The 17,654-nt window shown below is 66.0% G+C and carries 16 protein-coding genes; 8 read left to right on the top strand and 8 right to left on the bottom strand.

Annotated elements, in window-relative coordinates:
- Positions 1-26 precede the first annotated feature (26 nt).
- Positions 27-977, bottom strand: a complete 951-nt coding sequence (locus ACIBK2_RS27605) for a GlxA family transcriptional regulator (RefSeq protein WP_396971166.1) — start codon at positions 975-977, stop codon at positions 27-29.
- 163 nt (positions 978-1,140) lie between these two features.
- On the opposite strand from ACIBK2_RS27605, the gene ACIBK2_RS27600 reads away from it, so the two are divergent.
- The 4 genes from ACIBK2_RS27600 to ACIBK2_RS27585 all read left to right on the top strand — a co-directional run bounded on the left by ACIBK2_RS27600 (position 1,141) and on the right by ACIBK2_RS27585 (position 3,789).
- Positions 1,141-1,479 carry a helix-turn-helix domain-containing protein gene (locus ACIBK2_RS27600; RefSeq protein ID WP_396971164.1) on the top strand — a complete coding sequence of 113 codons (339 nt, stop codon included), beginning with the start codon at positions 1,141-1,143 and terminating at the stop codon, positions 1,477-1,479.
- Positions 1,476-2,306 (top strand): ImmA/IrrE family metallo-endopeptidase, encoded by an 831-nt coding sequence (locus ACIBK2_RS27595; protein ID WP_396971162.1) that lies wholly within the window; start codon positions 1,476-1,478, stop codon positions 2,304-2,306. Before ACIBK2_RS27600 ends, ACIBK2_RS27595 begins: the two co-directional genes overlap by 4 nt.
- Before the next feature lie 64 nt (positions 2,307-2,370).
- Positions 2,371-2,925, top strand: a complete 555-nt coding sequence (locus tag ACIBK2_RS27590; protein WP_396971160.1) for a hypothetical protein — start codon at positions 2,371-2,373, stop codon at positions 2,923-2,925.
- A gap of 108 nt (positions 2,926-3,033) precedes the next feature.
- Positions 3,034-3,789, top strand: coding sequence for an HD domain-containing protein (locus ACIBK2_RS27585; RefSeq protein ID WP_396971158.1), 756 nt, complete (start codon positions 3,034-3,036; stop codon positions 3,787-3,789).
- Positions 3,790-3,796: 7 nt separating this feature from the next.
- On the opposite strand, the gene ACIBK2_RS27580 is transcribed toward ACIBK2_RS27585, so the two are convergent.
- The 7 genes from ACIBK2_RS27580 to ACIBK2_RS27550 form a co-directional block, all read right to left on the bottom strand.
- Positions 3,797-4,132 (bottom strand): hypothetical protein, encoded by a 336-nt coding sequence (locus tag ACIBK2_RS27580; protein WP_396971156.1) that lies wholly within the window; start codon positions 4,130-4,132, stop codon positions 3,797-3,799.
- Positions 4,133-4,181: 49 nt separating this feature from the next.
- A complete protein-coding gene (locus ACIBK2_RS27575) occupies positions 4,182-4,499 on the bottom strand; it encodes a hypothetical protein (protein ID WP_396971154.1) in 318 nt (105 codons plus the stop codon).
- Positions 4,500-5,117: 618 nt separating this feature from the next.
- Positions 5,118-5,480 carry a hypothetical protein gene (locus tag ACIBK2_RS27570; RefSeq protein WP_396971152.1) on the bottom strand — a complete coding sequence of 121 codons (363 nt, stop codon included), beginning with the start codon at positions 5,478-5,480 and terminating at the stop codon, positions 5,118-5,120.
- 361 nt (positions 5,481-5,841) lie between these two features.
- Entirely contained in the window at positions 5,842-7,674 is a 1,833-nt protein-coding gene (locus ACIBK2_RS27565) for a phosphoenolpyruvate carboxykinase (GTP) (protein WP_396971150.1), read from the bottom strand.
- A gap of 284 nt (positions 7,675-7,958) precedes the next feature.
- The gene (locus ACIBK2_RS27560) at positions 7,959-9,536 is read right to left on the bottom strand and encodes a hypothetical protein (RefSeq protein ID WP_396971149.1); all 1,578 of its coding nucleotides are present in this window, start codon (positions 9,534-9,536) and stop codon (positions 7,959-7,961) included.
- Positions 9,523-10,656 carry a hypothetical protein gene (locus ACIBK2_RS27555; protein WP_396971147.1) on the bottom strand — a complete coding sequence of 378 codons (1,134 nt, stop codon included), beginning with the start codon at positions 10,654-10,656 and terminating at the stop codon, positions 9,523-9,525. The genes ACIBK2_RS27560 and ACIBK2_RS27555 overlap by 14 nt, the downstream gene beginning before the upstream one ends.
- A 63-nt stretch (positions 10,657-10,719) precedes the next feature.
- On the bottom strand, positions 10,720-11,502 hold the full coding sequence (locus tag ACIBK2_RS27550) for an SDR family oxidoreductase (protein WP_396971145.1): 783 nt from the start codon (positions 11,500-11,502) through the stop codon (positions 10,720-10,722).
- Between the two features lie 152 nt (positions 11,503-11,654).
- Between ACIBK2_RS27550 and ACIBK2_RS27545 the strand changes: the two genes are divergently transcribed.
- From ACIBK2_RS27545 to ACIBK2_RS27530, 4 genes are read left to right on the top strand one after another with little or no spacing between them, the layout of a single operon-like run.
- On the top strand, positions 11,655-12,998 hold the full coding sequence (locus ACIBK2_RS27545) for a lipase family protein (protein WP_396971144.1): 1,344 nt from the start codon (positions 11,655-11,657) through the stop codon (positions 12,996-12,998).
- A gap of 59 nt (positions 12,999-13,057) precedes the next feature.
- Positions 13,058-13,870, top strand: a complete 813-nt coding sequence (trmB, locus tag ACIBK2_RS27540; RefSeq protein WP_396971142.1) for a tRNA (guanosine(46)-N7)-methyltransferase TrmB — start codon at positions 13,058-13,060, stop codon at positions 13,868-13,870.
- Positions 13,867-14,595, top strand: a complete 729-nt coding sequence (locus tag ACIBK2_RS27535; protein WP_357384686.1) for an NYN domain-containing protein — start codon at positions 13,867-13,869, stop codon at positions 14,593-14,595. Before trmB ends, ACIBK2_RS27535 begins: the two co-directional genes overlap by 4 nt.
- Positions 14,596-17,634 carry an MMPL family transporter gene (locus ACIBK2_RS27530; RefSeq protein WP_396971140.1) on the top strand — a complete coding sequence of 1,013 codons (3,039 nt, stop codon included), beginning with the start codon at positions 14,596-14,598 and terminating at the stop codon, positions 17,632-17,634.
- Positions 17,635-17,654: the final 20 nt, after the last annotated feature.

Below are 17,654 nucleotides of genomic sequence, written 5' to 3'. Positions count from 1 at the left end.
TTGGATTGTGTCTGCACACCGACCGGTCAGTGCCGCAGCGAACGGCGATAGTCGGCCGGAGTTGTGCCGGTCGCCGCCCGGAGGTGGGTGCGCAATGCGGTCACGCTGCCGAAGCCCGACTGCGCCGCGACCACTTCGACTGGCAGGTCGGTGGTTTCGAGCAGTTCACGGGCTCGCACCGTGTGCTGTGCGTCGAGCCACCGCCGCGGTGTGGTGCCGACCTCCGCCTTGAACCGGCGGATGAACGTGCGCTCGCTCATCAGCGCGTGCGCCGCCAACGCCGAAACATCCGGTGCCGCAGCTGGGTTCTGTGTCGCCCACGCCATGGTCGCGGCCAGTCCACCATGGAAATCGCTGCCCGCCAAGGCATCCGGAATGTATTGTGCCTGGCCGCCCGCACGATGCGGCGGTGTCACGTTCCACCGCGCCAATTCCGCCGCCGGACTCGCGCCCAGTTCCCGGCGGGCGATGTGCAAGCACAGATCCAGTCCTGCCGACAGGCCGGCGGAGGTGAGGACGTCGCCGTCGTCTACATAAAGAGCGGTCGGATCCAGCTTGACGGCGGAGAACAGGTCGGCGAATTCGTCGCAATAGGCCCAGTGTGTCGTGGCGGGCCGGCCGTCCAACAACCCCGCCCGCGCGAGAATGAAAGCGCCGACGCAAATGCTCACCATGGTCGCACCCCGCGCCGCCGCGGCACGCAGTGCCGCGAGAGCCTCCTCCGGCGGCGGCAGCGTCGGCAACCCGATGCCGGGCACCACCACGATATCGGCGGACACCAACGCCTCCAGCCCATGCTCGACCCGAAGATCGAACCCGTTCGGCGTCCACACCGGCCCGGCCCGCACCCCACACGTCTCCATCTGAAACCCCACCGGCGCCCCGAACTTCCCCGGCCCATGCCGAAACACTTGCACCGCACAGGCGAGGTCGTAAGTCATAACGCCGTCCAAGGCGAGAGCGACAACCTGCTTCATCGGCCCAGCTTGGCATGAATCCGAGCTTCACTGCTATTCCTGCCATCGACATTGCACGCACCCCACGGACCCGACCGGCGAGGAGGCCGAAATATTGCCTTGTCCTGCGGTTTTCTCTATGCTGAATCACACGATCTGGTTTTGATTCAGAAGGAGGCGCGGCATGACTTCGATGACGATCGGTAAGCGGATCGAGCGTGCACTGCGCGCTGCCGGGCTGAGCCAGCGCGACTTGGCCACCGAGACCGGGATTTCCCAATCGACCCTTTCGCGGACCATCGCCGGTGAGCGACCAGCGAAGATGAATGAGCTGGTGGCGATCGCTCAGGCCACTGGAGTGATGTTGGCCGAGCTCACCGGCACCTCCAAGGTGGCCGATCAGGTGCGCTGCGCCGCGCGTTCAGCCAACTGCGCGCCGATGGATTCCATGTACGAGCAGATGCTGCATTTCCTCGAGCTCGATGCCTACCTCGATGACCAAGCGATCGAGGCGATCGGATGATCGCAGAGTCGGAGGGCCGGGATGCGGCCGAGCGCTTCCGGAAGGAATATCGTCTCGGCTCTCAGCCACTCGGGGATCTCGTCACGTTGATCGAGCAAACAGTCGGTGCCGACGTTGCTGTGCTCGACACCGGCGTCGATCAGCACGGTATGACGATGCGGCGCGGGGACCACGGGACGGTGTACATCGCGGTAGCCCGGACCCCGAACCCGATGCGGCAACGTAGCACTCTCGCACACGAATTGGCCCATGTGGTCTTCGATGATTGGGCGGACCAACCACAGCTCGATTCGGCCAGCCCCACCGAAAGCCGGGCGAATGCGTTCGCCCGGCACCTACTGCTCCCACTCCAGAGTGTCGAGGATCTGACGGCTGCGGAGTCCGGGCACGACCACCTCGCGATGTTGTCCAAAATTGTGCAACGCTTTCAGGTCTCGCCAGCGATCGCCGCGATCGCGTTGGAGCAGGTCGGATATATCAGCACCGCTGACAAGGCGCTGTTCATGTCCGAAACCACTCCCCGACTGGCGGTGCGGTTCGGGTGGTCGGATCAATATCAGGCAATGCAAAGGGAATCGAACCAGCGACGGGCCCCGCAGCGGCTGCTGGCTCGGGCAATCTCGGGTTACCTGCAGAATGCGGTTTCGATCCGAACGATTGCGACACTCCGCGGTCTCGACGCCGCAGTTGTCGAGAAAGAACTTTCAGACGCTGGACTCACCCCTGCTGAACTGGTCCCGGCCTGGGTTGAGCCCGGCGATCTTCCCGACGTCGATGTCGATCTCACCGAACTCGACGCGGACTTGGGCGATAGCGGGATCGAATGAGCGCAAGCCGGTTATCGATGCTGGACCCGCGCTCAATTTTCTGGCCATCAACCAAGAACGGCTGTTGATCAGCGTGCTCGGCCCGATCAGTACGCCCGAGACCGTTGAGAACGAAGTGCTGCGAAAATCAAGGACAGACCACAGGTTCCACCGTGTCGGTCTGGTGTGGTCCAAACTGACACCTAAATGGATTCAGGTTCTGTCCGACGATTGGACCCAAGAACTGGAAGCGGTCTGTAATCGCCTCACCCAGATGTCATGGTCCGAGCGTCAGAAACAGGCGAAAGACCTAGGTGAGTTGTTGGTCGTCGCACACGCGGTCGCCGCGGCCGAGCAAGGCCACCACGTAACCGTCGTCATCGATGACCGATCCGGCGCCAAAATGGCCACCGCCGAGTCGTTGCGCCTCAACCGGCTTCGTGCGCAACGGCATCCAGTCGGCTCGATTGTCCTAACCAACACCGCCAGCATTCTGGAACGAGCCGCAGGCAGTGTGCACGTCCCCGATCGAGCCGCGATGAAAGCGATCTACCGGAACCTGCGTGAATACGACGGGCTGCTCCCGATCAGCGAAACCGCACTGCTGTCTTCAGAACTGTGGCAGGTAAGGCAGCGGTAGGCACGTTTGGCACGTATCCGAGCATCACTGTCATGCCTGCCACTCACTGTCCGCCGCCCATACACGCTTGACTGAACCCAATTCACAAGCGAGCGGGAGGAACCGGGGATGACCATGTTGACCGGCATCGATTGGGACTGGGCAACCCGAACAAGTGGCGCACTGTCGAGCCGACAACGCCGGCAACTCATGGTCACCGTCACCCGCGCCCTACCCGCCATGCTCGCCGACCGCGCCCGCCTCACCAGCGGCCGCCGCGGTGCGGGCCGCCTCGACTTCGCCGGCCTCCGCCTACCCGACTCCACGCTCGCCCGCGCAGCGGAAGTCGAAGCGCACGAATCACTCTCACCTCACGTCCTCGGCCATTCGTACCGCACCTACTTCTTCGGCCGAGTCCTCGCCGAACTAGACGGTGCCCGTTACGACGACGAAGTCGCGTACATCGCTTGCCTACTGCACGACCTCCAGCTCGAACACCCCACGCCCGGAAGTTGTTTCGCAGTCACCGGCGCCAAGCGCGCCGTCGATTTCGTGTCCAGCGCCGGCGCGACGCCCACCCAAGTCCAGGCAATCGGCCACGCCATCGCCACCCACATCACCCCGGGCGACGGCAAAAACCTCAGCGACCCAGGCCGATTCATCTACGCCGGCGCCTCAGTCGACGTGATCGGCAGCCGCATGTCCGAACTCGACCCGACCTGGGTAGCAGAACTCCTGAAACGCCACCCGCGACTCAACTTCAGCAAGCACATGATCACCGCACTGACCAACGAGGCCAAAGCAATGCCCCAAGGCCGAACCCGCTGGCTGAACACCCACACGGGCCTACTCCAACTGATCCGCTACGCGCCGTTCTCCGAATAGACCACGCTCAACCTTCGAGCATCGAAACGAGGTAGTCGAAATACTCAACCGTGGAGCCCGACAGCTTGTTTCGATCAACAGCCAGCACCCCCTGAAAATCCCTTCGCTCAACTTCACGATTCTCGACAAGCTCACTCACAGCATGCAACTCAGCCTCGAACGCGTCGGGATCCGACTCCTCCGCCGCCAGCCAGCACATAACCGCAACCAGCACCCCCGTTTGCTGGGCGGACCACTCGGCCGTCAGATCAGTCACCTCATCGCAGGCCCGCTCACGAGCCGCCGCGAACCCACTCAACATCCCCCTGAGCACACCGAGAAACACTCTCGTCTCAATGGACAACACTCACTCCCTCGATGGCAACGAACTTTCATAAGCTCGAGCGAAATCGTCATTCCGCATGTGGCGGAACGACTTCCAATAGTCGCGTAAGGCGTGCCAGATACGACTGATCGTCCGGGCACAGAGACAGCGATGCCAGCTCGGTAATCTCTTGACGCGCGGCGTCACGAATAGCAATAGTCAACTCAGCGGCTTGTTTCGCGTCCAGCAAACCGAAGTCCAGTCCGCCGTTCGCGTTGGCAAGGTGTTGCATCTCGGCAAGCTCGGGCGGGATCACTTCGCTACGCAAGCCCGCAGCGAACAGCCGGTCGAAAATACTGCCGGATGCCCACCACTCGCGGTCGTCGCCGAAGCGGATAGACAACATCAGAACCCCCTCCGCTGGTTGAGACGAGGCCGACCTGCTCTGCCACTTCGGGAGTCAGGTGTTTCGAACTCGATACTGGCAAGATTAGGCCAGTGCGTAGGGGAATCATCGGTGACCCATGCATACTCCAACCCCGACAGTAAGCCATCTGTGACCCATACCAGTATCTCACCCTGGTAATCACCCCCGTCGAATACTGGCGCTCCTACCGGCAACGGACCATGAGATATGTCCGCCTTTGCTGCACCCGGCGATACCATGATGTCTATGATCCACTTCGCAGTAGTCGGTGCAGCCATGGCAGTATCGAGCTGCGCCAACAGCTCGTCGCCACCACGCAAGTTCGACGACCGCACAAATCGATCGATTATCTCGAACTCGATCGGCGACAGCTTCCGGCACATCTTCTCACCGCTCATGGTCTGATCAGCTCTCCGATCTCGACGTATGCATTTCCAGTAGCTGCCAATTTTCGCTGCTAGTCGGTAAATTCAGGGTGTATCCATACCGATGCACTCTCGACGGCGGTGGGCGTCACATCGAATGAGTGCTCCGACTTCCGATAGAGCGGCGTCAGCGGAATGGGACCGCCTGGACGCACCCGGAAACTTATACGACTCATGTCCCTGGTGACAGTCGGTCGACGCCACCGCGCCAAGGAAGTTCGTCCTCGAAGTCGCCTGCCGCTACAGCAGGAAACCCTGCTTCCCACAGCGCGACCAAGATTCGCCGAGTTGTGGTGAGGATTTCTTGTGGATCAATCGGATCCCGGGCCTCGATCTCCACCATCGATGGCCAGAATAGGAAGTCATCTGAATCGCCTTTGGCATCCGGATTTTTCAAGACATCTACAGTCGCAGTGGGCAGCGCCAAGGTTCGGAGTGCGAAATTTTCGCCTAGCAATCCGGCGACCAACTGCATCAGAACCGGAGGCTCTGCGTTCCGCACAAAAATTTTACAGAACCGATATTCCTCACACACGGACCCTCCGTTCGAGTTGTGTCGTGGACGGTGCCGAGGAGTACACGAGAACCGGGGACGAGCGAAGCTCAGTTATCGGAGGAATGATAGGCGCAGCGCTGACAGCTGCGCGAGAAACCACACCGGGGTGTGGAGAAGGTCGCCTGTGCAGCGAGTGGCACATGGTTACGGCGATGCCGTAGGAGCCCTCTCCACCATGTGCCACTCGCCAGTGCCCAAGTTGGCCGTAGGCACAGGGCACGTATAGCCGGTGGGCGGGTGTCCAAACGGTGGCGGTGCGGTAATGGCGGAAAATGTTGGGGCGCAAACGAAACCGCCCGCACCGTTGGGAACGGTGCGGGCGGTTGAGGTTTCGAGCTGATCAGCCGAGGCGTTCCTTCAGTGCCTCGAACTCATCGCGCACGCCCGAAGGCAGCTTGTCGCCGACGAATTCGAACCACTCCTCGATGAGCGGGATCTCCTTGCGCCACTCGGCGGCGTCGACCTTCAGGGCCTCGTCGACGTCGTCGGGGTCGACCTTGAGACCTTCGAGGTCGAGGTTGGCGGCGACGGGGACGTTGCCGACGGCGGTGGCGGTGGCCTCCGCCGAACCCTCGACGCGGCCGACGATCCACTCCAGCACGCGGGAGTTCTCACCGAAGCCGGGCCACAGGAAGCGGCCGTCGGCGCCGCGACGGAACCAGTTGACGTAGAAGATCTTCGGCAACTTGGTGGCGTCGGCGTTCTTGCCGAGGTTGATCCAGTGGTTCAGGTAGTCGCCGACGTGGTACCCCATGAACGGGATCATCGCCATCGGGTCGCGGCGCACGGTGCCGACCTTGCCCTCGGCCGCGGCGGTCTGCTCGGACGACAGGGTGGCGCCCATGAAAACGCCGTGCTGCCAGTCGAAGGACTCGGTGACCAGCGGGATGGTGGTCTTGCGGCGGCCGCCGAACAGGATCGCCGAGATCGGCACACCCTGCGGGTCATCCCACTCCGGCGCCAGCGTCGGGCACTGCGACATCGGCGTGCAGTAGCGCGAGTTCGGGTGGGCGGCAAGGGTTTCGGTCTCCCGGAGGAACCAGTCGTTGCCCTTCCAGTCGATCAGATGATCGGGCTCGCCCTCCAGGCCCTCCCACCACACGTCGTTGTTGTCGGTCTGCGCGACGTTGGTGTAGACGGTGTTGCCCGCCTCCATGGTGGCCATGGCGTTGGGATTGGAGCTGTGGTTGGTGCCGGGCGCGACGCCAAAGAAGCCGTACTCCGGGTTCACCGCGTAGAGCTGGCCGTCCTTGCCGAAACGCATCCAGGCGATGTCGTCGCCCAGGGTCTCGGCGCGCCAGCCGGGCACGGTCGGCTGGATCATCGCGAGGTTGGTCTTGCCGCAGGCGCTCGGGAACGCGGCGGCGATGTAGTAGGCCTTGTTCTCCGGCGAGATCAGCTTGAGGATCAGCATGTGCTCGGCCAGCCAGCCCTCGTCGTGCGCCATCGCCGAGGCGATGCGCAGCGAGTAGCACTTCTTGCCGAGCAGCGCGTTGCCGCCGTAGCCGGAGCCGTAGCTCCAGATCTCGCGGTCCTCCGGGAAGTGGGTGATGTACTTGGTGTCGTTGCACGGCCACGGCACGTCGGCCTGGCCGTCGGCCAGCGGCGCGCCGACGGAGTGCAGCGCCTTCACGAACGGGCGATCGGTGCCGAGCTTCTCCAGCGCGGCCTTACCCATGCGCGTCATGACACGCATCGAGACGACGACGTACTCGGAGTCGGTGATCTCCACGCCGAGCTTGGGGTCCTCGGCACCGAGCGGGCCCATGCAGAACGGCACCACGAACAGGGTGCGGCCCTTCATCGAGCCGCGGTACAGCTCGGTCATGGTGGCGCGCATCTCGGCGGGGTCGACCCAGTTGTTGGTCGGGCCTGCGTCGGCTTCGCTCTTGGAACAGATGTAGGTGCGCGACTCCACCCGAGCCACGTCGGAGGGATCGGAAAGCGCGAGGAAGGAATTCGGCTTCTTCTTCGGATCGAGCTGCTTGAACGTGCCCGCCGCGACGAGCTGGGCGGTCAGGCGGTCCCATTCTTCATCGGAACCGTCGGCCCAGACCACCCGCTCTGGTTGCGTGAGTTCGGCGACTTCCTGTACCCAGGCGAGTAGTTCGCTGTGCTCGGTCGGCGGCTTACCGTCGGATCCACGAAGACCAGGAATGGTCGCTGAGGTCATGAAAACTCTCCTGAGATGGGCGGTCCCTACGATGCGTCCCCGCCTGACTGACCGTTTCGAGCGACCTGCGAGCAGTCGCTACGCTTAGGCCCTTGACCAGCGCGAACAAACACCGAGCGCCACCATTGGCGGGAAGGCACCCGCTACGACCAATCGAAAGCGCGCCCCGGCTGGACGGCGGACGAGGACTTAGCGGACGCCCAAGTTCCTGGTTAGAGGTTAACGCGATGTGACGACCGGTACTGAATCGGGTTCGTCACTATGTACCCATTCTTATGAGTTAATCAACCCGTGATCCAACGATCGAGGATCGCGATATCCCGTTCGCACGCCGCCAACTGACCCGGTTGTTCGGTGACCATGCGCCGTAAACGAGCCTCGAGTTCGGCGACTCTGCGATCGGTGTCCACCATACGGGTCGTACTCACCTGCACGACTCGATCGGCCAGCACCGTCTCGGTTTCCACGAGTGCGGTCGCGACGCGCTGCTCGAGCTGGGCTTTTACATTGATCAGCGCGTCGGACACCCACTGTCGCACGTGCGCGCGATCGGCCAGCTGCCCGCGCGCCCGCACCACCCAGCCCGCCGCGCCGGCACCGAGCAGCAGGGTCACCGGGACGCTCGCGAAATCGAGGGCGGGCACCAGGGAAAGTGGCGAAACCAACAGCCTGCCGAGGCCGACACCCGCCGACGCGCCGAGCGCGATCATGAGGTGATCTTCGACACCGCGGTGCCGCGGATCGGGGTCGGGGCCGACCCGGGGCGCGGGGTCGCGGCGGCGCAGCGGCAGGCTGTTTCCCGGCGCGACGTCGCCGATGATGTGTGCGGTGAGTTCGGCGAGTCGCTGGTCGATGGCGAGGTCGACCGCACCGGTCAGTTCGGTGGCGGCGTGTTGCAACCGCTCCGGGTAGCCGCCGAGCTCGCTGCGGCGCAGCCGATCGAGGTCGGCGCGGGTCGCGGTGTGCAGCGCCCTGATCCGGGCGCCGAGATCAGTCATCAGGTCGACCCGAGCCAGGTGCAGCTGGCCGCGCAGGGTGGACATCGCGGTGGCCCGGCCGCCGTCGCGACCGGCGAGCAGCACGGCGCGCTCCTCGCGCAGCTTGGCCGTCTCGGCGCCGGAATGCAGCGCCGTCACCTGTTCGCCGACCCGCTGCCTGGTATCGCTGAGCACGCGTGCGGTCACCGCAGCGAGCCTGCCGCCGCCCTCGGCTTCCGCGCCGAGTGCGGCCGCGGCCAACGCCGCGTGCAGCGCGCCGAGCCCGGACCGATCCATCAGTCCCGCGTCGTTCGCGGTGCGCGCCGCGGTGGCGAGGCGCGCCGACACCGGCAGGATGTCCAGCTCGACGGCGCCCTGCGCGGCAAGCAGTTCCAGGTCGCGTGCCCGCACCGAGCGCCAATCCTGGTAGGCGTGAATGCCGTTCATGGCGAGCAGGATGCGGGTGCCGTCCGAGCGCAGGCGGTGCACGATGCGCAGGGTGTCGGCGCCGATCGTGGTTCCGGCGTCCAACAGGATCAGCGCGACCGGCGACGGCGCGGTGCCCGACGGCGACGTGGTCTCCACCGCCGCGGTCGCGTCGGCCACCGGATCGGCGATAGTGATGCGCGGTTCGAAGCGGGCGAGCTCGGTCCGCAGCAGTGTGGTGTTGGCGTCGGCGGGCCCGATCAAGGTCACCGCACCGGCCGCGCCGGCCCCTTGAACCGCCCGCAGCAGCGCGATACCTTGCGGATTCCACCGTGCCACCACGGCTTCCACCTCCGGCGGTGGACTGACGGAACGAGCGGTCTCGGGTGCGACAGCCGCGTCGGCAGGCAGCTCGAGCGGCCGGTCGGCCCCGACGGGCGGGGGTTCAGAGCCCGGCACTGCTCATCCGTTCCCATAGTCGGATATAACCGTTGTGCACGCGTAACGCGGCCCGTCGCGCGGTGGGCGGCATGTCGCTGGACACCACGGCGCGCCACCGGGCGGCACGGGCCATCGCGTCGTCGGCGTCGGCCGGCGCCGGGGCGGCATAGCCCGCGGCGAGGTGGGCGACGGAGGGGTGGGCCAAGCCCGCGCACAGGCCGAGCCAGCGGGCATCGTCGCCGAAGAGGTACGCCTCCAAGATGTCTCGGGCCGTGCTGCCCGCTTCTGGAACCGCCCTGGCGGCCAGCCGGGTGAGTTCGTCGAGGAGTTCGCCGCCGCGCAGCGCGGAGACCTGCTCGTAACGGCGGTGCAGCAGGCGGTGCAGCGCGTCGATTCCGCTTGCGGCGTGCAGGATTTGCAGCAGGGTCTGCGGGGCGAGCTCCGGATCGTGGCCGAGCGCGGCCAGCGCGCAGCTCACGCCGTACAGGTCCCAGCGCTGCAGCAATTCTTCGCGACCGGCGAGGTCCGGGCCGGGGGCGACGAACAGGTCCGGCGAAAGTGTCAGCGCGGCATCGGCATTCGCGGCAAGCCTGCGCAACACGATCACGTCGGGGTCGGTCATCGCACCCGACCTGGTGCGCAGGGCCAGCGAGGCGACCACCGGAAGCACGGCGGTGCCGACCTCCCGGCCGTACTGCTCGGCGGCGGCGACCGCGTCGCCCCAGCGCCCGCCGATCGCATCGGCCTTGTTCAACACCACGATGGTGCGCTCCGGCGGCAGCGTCGCCAGCACGCGGCGGTCCGCGGGCGAGGGTGCGGCGGACAGCACGTAGATGACGATGTCGGCGTCGAAGGCCGGATCCGGCATGTCCGGCTCGTCGACCGGACCGGTCTCCACGGCCGACATGAGCGCGAGGGCCTGCAGCACCGTCGTGCGGCCCGCGTGCGCACGACCCATCACCTGGATGCGCGGCGGCGTGCGCCAAGCACTGACGGCGGCGCCGGCGGCATAGCCGATCTGCTTGTCACGCCCCGTGCCGAACCGCAGGTCGGCGAGGAGCCGGTCGAGCTGGTCGTGTTCGCGCGCGGGCACGCCGCGTTCGCGCAACGGCCCGTCGGACTCGGTGGCTGTCGGCATGTTGCACCCCCTTTACGGTGCGCAATTCTTGCAGAAGACGCGACGCGGCAGGTGGCGACCGCCTCAGGTACCGCTGAAGTATTTGTTCGCGGTGCGCACTGCCCAGTTCGGCGCGTACTTCGCGGCGGCCGCCAGGACCTTTGCCTGCGCGCCGATCTCGTAGTGCACCTTGGGCAGCCTGCCGCGCTTGCGGGTGGCGTCCCAGATGCCCGCCGCGACGTCCTCGGCGGTGAGCCGGACGCCGAGCGACTTCGTCGTGCCGGTTTCCACCCCGCTCACCATGGCGGTGTCCACGAACAGCGGCCAGATCGCGATCACCCGGATGTCGTGGTGTTCCCATTCGAGATCCAAGGCCTCCGTGAGGCTTTTGACCGCGGCCTTGCTCGCGCCGTAGCTGGCGAGTTCCGGCTGGCCGTAGATGGCCGACGCCGAGCACAGATTCACCACCTGGGCACCCGGGGTGTCACGCAGGTAGCTGAACGCGGTGTGCGTGCCGGTGAGCACGCCGCCGAGGTTGACGTCGATGATCGTCTGATGGGCGGACAGTTCGAGGCCCTCGAACGGGCCCGCGCGCAGAATGCCCGCGTTGTTGATCAGGATGTCGAGCTGTCCGGCGTCGGCGTGGAATTCGGCGAGCCGCTCGGCCCACTGGGTGGCATTCGTCACATCGAGTATCCCGGTGTGCACGCTGCCACCCGTGCCGGTGACGTCGGCCGCGAGCCTGGTCAAGCCGACTTCATCGATGTCGTAGGCGCCGACGTGGTACCCCTGCGCAGCGAAAAGCAGGGCCGTCGCCCGGCCGATCCCGGCCGCGGCACCGGTGATGAACACTGACGGTCTGCCCATACCGCGCAGTCTAGTGCGGTCGACCAGGTACGACCGGGCTTCCCAGAGCCGCACCGGTCATTTACCCTGCATTCAAGTGGTCGGCGCCATTGTTGGTGCGCAACTTCGCTTTTCGAACGCGGCAAACCGACCTCACCGACGAGGAGGTCGCGATGACAGCCGATGTCATCGGCACTGCCGATACGGAGCCCGCCCTAGCGGACGGGAAACCGCTGCTGCCGAGTAGCGACCCGTTCCATCGGCCGCCCAAGGGTTTCGCGGCCAAGCCGCCCGGCACCATCCTGCGCAGCCGCAAGATCGAGCTCGCGCTGTTCGGTGTTGTGCCGCAGCAGGTCTCGGCCTGGCAGCTGCTCTACCGCAGCTGCGATATGCACGGCACCCCGGAGGCGGCGATCACCACGGTGCTACTGCCGCTGGACGCCGACCCGCGAGAAGACCGGCCGCTACTGGCCTTTCAGACCGCGATGGACGCGGTCACCGAGAAATGCTCCCCTTCTTACGCATTGCGCTACGGCGCCCGTGCGCTCGGCTCGGTCACCCAGTTCGAGTGGCTGCTGGTCGCGAACGCCTTGCGCCGCGGCTGGGCCGTGAGCATCGCCGATCACGAGGGCCCGCGCGGAAACTTCGGCGCGCCACGCGAACCCGGCTATCGCGCGCTCGACGGGGTGCGCGCCGCGCAGCGGTTCGCCCCGCTCGGCCTCGGCCCGCACACGCCGATCGCGGTGTGGGGCTACTCCGGCGGCGGCATGGCCAGCGCCTGGATGGTCGAGATGGCACCGACCTACGCCCCGGAACTCGACATCGTCGGCGCGGTGCTCGGCGCACCGGTCGGCGACCCGGGCCAGGTCTTCGCCCGATTGAACGGCACCAGCTACGCGGGCCTGCCCGCCATCGTGATCGCGGCGCTGCGCAGGCTCTATCCCGTGCTCGGCGCGATGCTGCAGAACGAACTCACCCTGGACGGCCGCCGTTTCGTGGCCCGCGCGGAAAACGCCACGCCGTTCGGCGCCATCTTCGGCCTGGCCAACAAGCGGATGGACGACTACCTGAGCCGCCCGCTCGACGAGGTGATCGCGACGCCGGAGTTCCAGGCCATGTTCGACGATCTGCGCCTTGGCAATTCGACGCCCACCTGCCCGCTGCTGGTGGTGCAGCCGATCCACGACCAGGTGATCCACCTGGACGGCATCGACGGCCAGGTGGACCGCTACCGGCGCGGCGGCGCGCAGGTCACCTATGTGCGCGACCGGCTCAGCGAACACTTCTCACTGCTGCCACTGGCCACCCCGATCAGCCTGGAGTGGCTCGCGGACCGGCTGGCCGGGCAACCGGTGAGCGACGTGGGCGACCGCACCGTGTGGTCGGTCGCCGCGTCACTGACCGGAGCGCGCGGCCTGTACGAGATGATGGTGACCGCGGCCAAGGTCGCCCTGGGCCGACCGCTGCGACAGGAGAGCGCGCCGGTGGCCAGGATCGACCGCGCACGCGCCGCCTGACCTCCCGATGGACGGCAAGCACGCACTCGATTGCCGCACCACCGCGCCGATGCTGGACAATGGATGCCGTGAACGACGCCGCGAACAATACTGCCGAGTCAGTTCCGGGCCCGCCGTCCACAGGTTCGGCCCAGAACGAGCCTGAGCCCCGGAACAACACCGGCTCTCGCCTGTACCCACGCGTAACCAGCTTCCGGTCGCGCCGTGGCGCGCTGACCGCGACACAGCAGCAATCGTGGGCCCGCATGTGGCCGGCGATCGGCCGCGAGGTCGCCGACGAACCGCTGGACGCCGCCGCCTGGTTCGGCCGCGAAGCGCCCCTGGTCGTCGAAATCGGCTGCGGCACCGGCACGGCCACCTCGGCGATGGCACAGGCCGAACCGCACCTGAACCTGATCGGCATCGAGGTATATCGGCCCGGGCTCGCCCAGCTGGTGCAGCGCATCGAACGGCAGCAGATCGACAACATTCGGCTGCTGCGCGGCGACGCCGTCGACGTGCTGGAAAATATGATTGCTGCCGAATCGCTGACCGGCGTTCGAGTCTTCTTTCCCGACCCGTGGCCGAAGGCGCGTCATCACAAACGGCGCCTGCTGCAGCCCGCGACTTTCGCGTTGATCGCCAATCGACTAAAACCGGGCGGTGTGTTGCATGTCGCGACAGACCACGCCGACTATGCGGAACACATTGCCGCGGTAGGCGCGGAAGAACCGCTGCTCAAAGGCCTTAACGAGGCCACGGGCGGCGTCAGCGCGGACCATCGCGACAGCGCGCCGATCGGTTTCGAAAGGCCCGTCACGAAATTCGAGGGCAAGGCACATCGTGCCGGTAGCGCCATTACTGAGCTCATATGGGGGAAGATTCAATTATGAGTGTCAGTGAGATGGCCCACGAGGTGGTCGATGTTGCCGGGGAGGTGCAGGGCACCGGATCGGAAGGCCTGGGTGGCGCAACGCCGGATGTGCGCCGGGTCCTGCTGGTGTGGGATGCCCCGAACCTCGACATGGGCCTCGGGGCCATTCTCGGCGGGCGGCCGACCGCGGCCTACCGCCCCCGGTTCGACGCGCTCGGCCGCTGGCTGCTGGCCCGCACGGCCGAACTGTCGGTCGGCACCGTGCACCGGGTCGAACCGGAAGCGACCGTCTTCACCAACATCGCGCCCGGCACCGCCGATGTGGTGCGGCCGTGGGTCGAGGCGCTGCGCAACGTCGGCTACGCGGTATTCGCCAAGCCCAAGATCGACGAGGACTCCGATGTCGACGCGGACATGCTCGCGCACATCGAACTGCGCAGCCGCGGTGCCGGACTAGCCGGCATCATGGTCGCCTCGGCCGACGGCCAGGCGTTCCGTGAACCGCTCGAAGAACTCGCCGCGAGCGGAATACCTTGTCAGGTACTAGGCTTCCGCGAGCATGCCAGTTGGGCCGTCACATCCGATACCCTCGAGTTCATCGATCTCGAGGACATCCCGGGTGTGTTCCGTGAACCACTGCCCAGGGTCAGCCTCGACTCGCTGCCCGACGAGGGCGCCTGGCTGCAGCCGTTCCGGCCGCTGACGGCGCTGCTCACCTCTCGCCCAGCGCAAGGAGTCGCTTAAGTGTTCACACGCTGGGGCGATCTGGTCTACAAGCTGCGCTTCGGCGTCATCGGCATCGTCGCGGCCGCGCTGTTGGCGCTCGGCGGGTACGGCCTCGGTTTGGGCGACCACCTCAGCTCCAGCGGGTGGGACGACCCGACGTCGGAATCCTCGCGGGGCGCGCAGATCGCGGACGCCTCCTTCGGGCGCGACCACAACAGTGACGTCATCGTGCTGTACACCGCGCCGGACGGTAAGACGATCGATGATCCGGAGTTCCGGCAGAAGGTCGTCGACAGCCTGAACCGGCTGCCGCGCGAACACCCGGAGATCTCCCAGATCAACGGCGCCTATTGGAAGACCGACACCGGGCAGGCCGTACCGCAGACGTTCGGTTCCAAAGACAAGAAGTACACGTTCGCCTCGATTGCCATCAAGGGCAACAACGACACCGAGATGTTGAACAACTTCCGGAAAGTGAAGGACGTCTTCACTATTCCGGGAGTAGACGTGCAGGTCGCCGGCCTGCAGGCGGTGGCGGGCACGCTGAACGACACCATGGCCGAGGACCAGCACCGGATGGAGATCCTGGCCATCCCCGCCGTCGCGGTGTTGCTGTTCTTCATCTTCGGCGGCCTGGTCGCCGCCGGGCTGCCGCTGATCGTCGGTGGTCTCACGGTGATCGGCGCGCAGGGCATCGTGCTGTTCATCACCAGATTCACCGAGGTGAATTCGTTCGTCGCACCGGTTGTTTCGATGATCGGCCTCGGTTTGGCGATCGACTACGGCCTGTTCATCGTGAGCCGATTCCGTGAGGAACTCGCGGAGGGCTACAGCACCCCGGCTGCGGTACGCCGATCGGTGATGACCGCGGGCCGCACCGTCGTGTTCTCCGCAACCATGATCATCGCCAGCCTCGGCGGCATGCTGCTGTTCCCGCAGGGCTTCCTGAAATCCATCGCCTACGGGTCCATCGCCACCGTTTCGCTGGCGGCGCTGACCTCGATCACCATCCTGCCCGCGATGCTCGGCGTGCTCGGCCCGCGCGTAGACATGTTCGGGTTCAAGCGGTTCCGCAAGACCAAGACCGCAGACGAGGTGGAGAACGGCTTCTGGGGCAAGTCCACCCGCTGGGTGATGCAGCATCCGCTCAAGATCGCGATCCCGATCTGCATCCTGTTGCTGCTGTTGATCATTCCGGTCAAGAACCTGGCCTTCGGCGGCATCAACGAGCGATATCTGCCGCCGGACAACTCGACCCGGCTCGCGCAGGCGAAGTTCGACTCGATCTTCCCGCTGCGCAAATCCGATCCGATCCAGCTGGTGTTCGTCTCCGACGACAGCAACAAGGTCGGCAAGGCGTGGGCCGCGGCCAAGCAGGCGCCCGGCCTCAACGGCACCTTCGACGTGCCGTCCCGATCGAATACCAACAACCAGGTCTATCGCACCAGCGCGACCCTCGCCGACTCCGAGGACGCCGACCCGACCATCGACTATCTGCGCTCGATCGACGTGCCCGACGGCGTGACCATGTACGTCGGCGGGCAGCCGGTCATCCAGAAGGACAGCATCGACGCGCTGCTGCACCGGATGCCGTTGATGATCGGCCTGGTGCTGCTCGTCACCACCCTGCTGATGTTCCTGACCTTCGGCTCGCTGGTGCTGCCGATCAAGGCCGCGCTGATGAGCGCGCTCGGCTTGGGTTCCACGCTCGGCATTTTGACGTGGATATTCGTCGACGGGCACGGGGCGGGGCTGCTGAATTTCACGCCGCAGCCGATCATGTCGCCGGTGCTGGTGCTGATCATCGCGGTGATCTACGGTCTGTCCACCGACTATGAGGTCTTCCTGCTGTCCCGCATGGTGGAGGCGCGCACGCAAGGCGCCTCGACTACCGAGGCGGTCCGCATCGGTACCGCGCAGACCGGCCGCATCATCACCGCGGCCGCGCTGATTCTGCTCGTGGTCACCGGCGCGTTCGCGTTCTCGGATCTGGTGATGATGCAGTACCTCGCGTACGGCATGATCGCCGCGCTGTTCATCGACGCCACCATTCTGCGCATGCTGCTGGTGCCCGCGACCATGAAGCTGCTCGGCGACGACTGCTGGTGGGCACCCGCCTGGATGAAGAAGATCCAGCAGAAGATCGGACTCGGCGAGCCCATCCTCGACGACGAGCGGCCCGGCGGCGGCGAGGTGGTCGACCTGGTCAAGACGACACCGATCACCGACCCGGTCACCATGCAGATCCCCGCCATCGACAACGGCAATCGGCCGCGTAAGCCGCGGCGGCCGCGCACGGTGGAGGAGATCGAGGCCGAGGCGCCCACCCAGCATCTCAACAAGATTCCGCCCGCCGTGCCGAAGCCGCCCGGGACACCGGCACCGGCTCCGCTCGACCCGACTCGGCAGCGGGCGACGCCGCCGTCGGGGTTCCTGTCGGATCCGAACATGCCGCGCCCGGCCGGACCTTCGGGTACCGGGGCGCCGGTTACCGGGGTGAGCCCGAATGGGCAGCCGCCCATACCTTTCCCGGCGATTCCGCACGACCCCACCGGGCCGCGACCGGCTCCGCCCGCTTTGCCCTTCGACATCGGCGGCGCTCGGTCCGAAACGTCTGCGGGAACCTCGTTCTCGGCGTTCGAATCGCCTGCGGCAAGTTCGTTCGAGGCGCCCGCGCCGCCGGCAGTTCCGACACCACCGGCAGTTCCGGCACCGCAGGCCCACGGAGCCAGACGTCCCGAGGCCAAGTTCGAGCCGACGCAGCCGACACCGTCACTGGCACCCTTGGATCCGCCCGCGTACACCGAATTCATCGCGCCGCGCCAGGACCCGCCTGCCCCGGCGGAGCCGCCCACCCATCACGCCGCCCCCGAACCCACTGCCGCGGTAGACGATTCAACCGATCCCGGTGACCCGAACCGCAACAGCATCGAGGATTGGATGGCCGGACTCCGCTCCTCCCGCCGCTCCGGCAAGGCGGACGAGGGACGTCATTCCGGAGGGGACGGGCGCACCGTCAGCGTCAACGAACTGCTTCGTCGGCGCGACCGGGAGTAGTTCGGCGTAGCACCGACGAA

The sequence above is a fragment of the Nocardia sp. NPDC050175 genome (assembly GCF_044459885.1).
Classification (GTDB): Bacteria; Actinomycetota; Actinomycetes; order Mycobacteriales; family Mycobacteriaceae; genus Nocardia.
Note: the sequence above shows the minus strand (reverse complement) of the source record. Positions and strands in the feature narration are given on the sequence as shown.

Coding starts and splice junctions, on each gene's coding strand:
- ACIBK2_RS27535 (WP_357384686.1), top strand. CDS start 13,867: ATGAGTGTCAGTGAGATGGCCCACGAGGTGGTCGATGTTGCCGGGGAG.
- ACIBK2_RS27555 (WP_396971147.1), bottom strand. CDS start 10,656: ATGCCGACAGCCACCGAGTCCGACGGGCCGTTGCGCGAACGCGGCGTG.
- ACIBK2_RS27575 (WP_396971154.1), bottom strand. CDS start 4,499: ATGTTGTCTATCCGCTTCGGCGACGACCGCGAGTGGTGGGCATCCGGC.
- ACIBK2_RS27545 (WP_396971144.1), top strand. CDS start 11,655: ATGACAGCCGATGTCATCGGCACTGCCGATACGGAGCCCGCCCTAGCG.
- ACIBK2_RS27605 (WP_396971166.1), bottom strand. CDS start 977: ATGAAGCAGGTTGTCGCTCTCGCCTTGGACGGCGTTATGACTTACGAC.
- ACIBK2_RS27585 (WP_396971158.1), top strand. CDS start 3,034: ATGACCATGTTGACCGGCATCGATTGGGACTGGGCAACCCGAACAAGT.
- ACIBK2_RS27600 (WP_396971164.1), top strand. CDS start 1,141: ATGACTTCGATGACGATCGGTAAGCGGATCGAGCGTGCACTGCGCGCT.
- ACIBK2_RS27550 (WP_396971145.1), bottom strand. CDS start 11,502: ATGGGCAGACCGTCAGTGTTCATCACCGGTGCCGCGGCCGGGATCGGC.
- trmB (WP_396971142.1), top strand. CDS start 13,058: ATGGATGCCGTGAACGACGCCGCGAACAATACTGCCGAGTCAGTTCCG.
- ACIBK2_RS27565 (WP_396971150.1), bottom strand. CDS start 7,674: ATGACCTCAGCGACCATTCCTGGTCTTCGTGGATCCGACGGTAAGCCG.
- ACIBK2_RS27595 (WP_396971162.1), top strand. CDS start 1,476: ATGATCGCAGAGTCGGAGGGCCGGGATGCGGCCGAGCGCTTCCGGAAG.